Source organism: Hyunsoonleella aquatilis (genome assembly GCF_014270105.1).
Lineage (GTDB): Bacteria > Bacteroidota > Bacteroidia > Flavobacteriales > Flavobacteriaceae > Jejuia > Jejuia aquatilis.
Window position 1 is genome coordinate 1 of sequence record NZ_JACNMF010000017.1, and the last position, 2,355, is coordinate 2,355.

Genomic DNA, 2,355 nt, shown 5'->3' on the forward strand with positions numbered 1-2,355 from the left:
ATTTAACTTCAGATGTGTCAATTTTCACTTGTGAGAAACTCGAAGTATAAACAGAAATTAGAATGATTAGCAGGACGTTTTTCATAATTGTACACAACGGTCTCGGCTATGAGTAGTTGCGTGATTTAGCACGTAACTTTGCAAGTACAAACCAAGCTGAAAATCCGCGAGGATTTTCAGAAGTAGGCAAGAACAAGCAATTACTTATAGCCATTGTTGGGCACAGTATTTTTTTAATCGGTTAATTTACTTTGCATTTTAATCGGTTGTATTCCTACAACTTTGTCTTTATCGTCAAAAATCAATTTTATCATTTCACTTGGCGGACTTGAATTGTCGTCCGAATATTTATACTGAAGTAGTGTGAACATACTTCCGTCAAATCCCATTTGAACTCCGCTGTAAATCAATTCCGTTTGTTTATCAAAATTGATATTGTCAATCAGCATATTAATTTGTTCGTCAGTAACTTTTTCAAGTATTAAGTCCGATAAAAACTCTTTTGATTTTGGTAAATCTTTGGATTTTAAAGCAGTAAAAAAGTCAGTCTTTATTTTTTCCAATTCAGCCAACTTTTTCTCGTCAAGTTTTGGGATTACTTTTTCTTTTTCCTTTGCTTGATTTCTGATGTAAAGTCGTATTCGATGAACTGGATTTATTGTGCTTGCGCCTCTTTTCTCATAATAGTTAGAAACAGTTGCATACATTTCAATTTCGGTACTGTCATTAGGTTTCCAAGTTGAGCTTTCTACAAAAGTGTTTATAGAATCAAGTCGGCTTATATTCGAATAATTCTTCTTTACTTCTGGTTGTCCGAACTCATTTGAAATTTCTTTTTTAAGTCCTTTGTATTTTGTAATTAAGGCTTTTTGAAACTTCTTTGATTTTTGGTTATTGTCTTGTTTCTCAAAATTCGAAACGTCCCATTCGTAGAGAACATAGGACATTGTTGAATCCGCTTTTTTGAAAAAGTAGAAAGAAGTTAAATCAGGAATTACTTTCTCTTTTCTTAAATATTTAATTGGTTGTGCATTTCCACCAAAGGAAACGTGATTTGAGGTTGTCGGAATTTTTTCGCTTCCCAAATTTTCTTCCATTTTTAAATATTCAGCGAGTGAAGTATTATGAATGTCAAAATTGAACTCCTGTCCAAAAACAGAAGTTGAGATAAATAAAATTCCGATAATTATGTATTTCATTCGATGTTCGTTCATATTGTGCCCAACGGTCTCGTATATCCTTCAGTGGTGAGGCAAATAAGCCTTGACCAATTCAGTTTAGTCAAATGTAGTAAAAATTCTTGGACGTTTGGGTTTGGTATAAATCTCACCATTGAGGATATACGTTGTTACCTAACGTACTTTCTTATAGTTTTCCACCTTCTGGCCAATTTTTCCAATGATTATTTGGTTTCAGAGTTGGATTATAATATTCAATTTTGCCAGTTTCTAGGACTTTTGCTATTTGTATAAAAGTTTCATTTGAACTTGGAAGTTCTGCACCAGCACAATCAGGATGATTCCATTCTTTTAACGTTAAGATTAGAGGTAAATCTTCTGGGATTCGTTCTCTGATTTCCTTTTCAGTTGCTTCAAATTTATTGTTATATTCTGGTTCTAACCCTCTCATAAATTCCCACACAAAGATTTTATTTTCTTCCTCTAATTCAATTCCTTTATTTAAATAAAATTCTCTGTCATGATTAATGTCAATTTCCATTCCACGAAGAGTCATTCTCTTTGCTTGAGGATTTAGACTTTCTTGATATTCTTCGTCAAAAGTCAGAGAGTCAGGAGTATCATTAGTTATTTGTAAAAAATTTGCATTGTCAGTTCCAGGATTAGTACTTATACAATTTCCGAAAATGTGCATACAGTTAGATATTCCGTTATGCCCACCACCACGATAATTAAAACCGAACACTTCTATTATTAATGCCCAGCGTTTTTCATCTCGGTAAGCGGTCAATTTAGAATGGATTGGATAAATGTATCCGTTATCCAACATTGGAAAGGTATAATCATTAGCACATTTGTCAAGTTGAGCAAGAATTTCCTTTGATGAATATTCCTTTTTTTTCTTAAATCCGAAAATGTTCATTCGTATGTTAGGTAACGGTCTAGTGTATGATTTCGTTGCGTGTTTAAGCACTAAATTTAGCAAATAAATCACAGATAGAAAGTCCGCGAGGACTTTCGTAAGTAGGCTATAACTAGCAATGAATTATACACATCTTAAGTTTGTCTTTCATTAAATTTAACCAATAATCAGAAAGAACAAAAGAGAGAAATAAGGTTAGTATACACGGTGAAGCTTTGGACTTCGACAACATTGATAACCCTCTCTCTTTTTCTG

Annotated in this window: 2 protein-coding genes; both read right to left on the reverse strand. The window is 33.0% G+C overall.

Annotated elements, in window-relative coordinates:
* Window positions 1-233: 233 nt before the first annotated feature.
* The gene (locus tag H7U19_RS16735; protein ID WP_186564028.1) at window positions 234-1,199 is read right to left on the reverse strand and encodes a hypothetical protein; all 966 of its coding nucleotides are present in this window, start codon (window positions 1,197-1,199) and stop codon (window positions 234-236) included.
* Between the two features lie 166 nt (window positions 1,200-1,365).
* Window positions 1,366-2,100 (reverse strand): DUF7003 family protein, encoded by a 735-nt coding sequence (locus H7U19_RS16740; RefSeq protein WP_186564029.1) that lies wholly within the window; start codon window positions 2,098-2,100, stop codon window positions 1,366-1,368.
* Window positions 2,101-2,355: the final 255 nt, after the last annotated feature.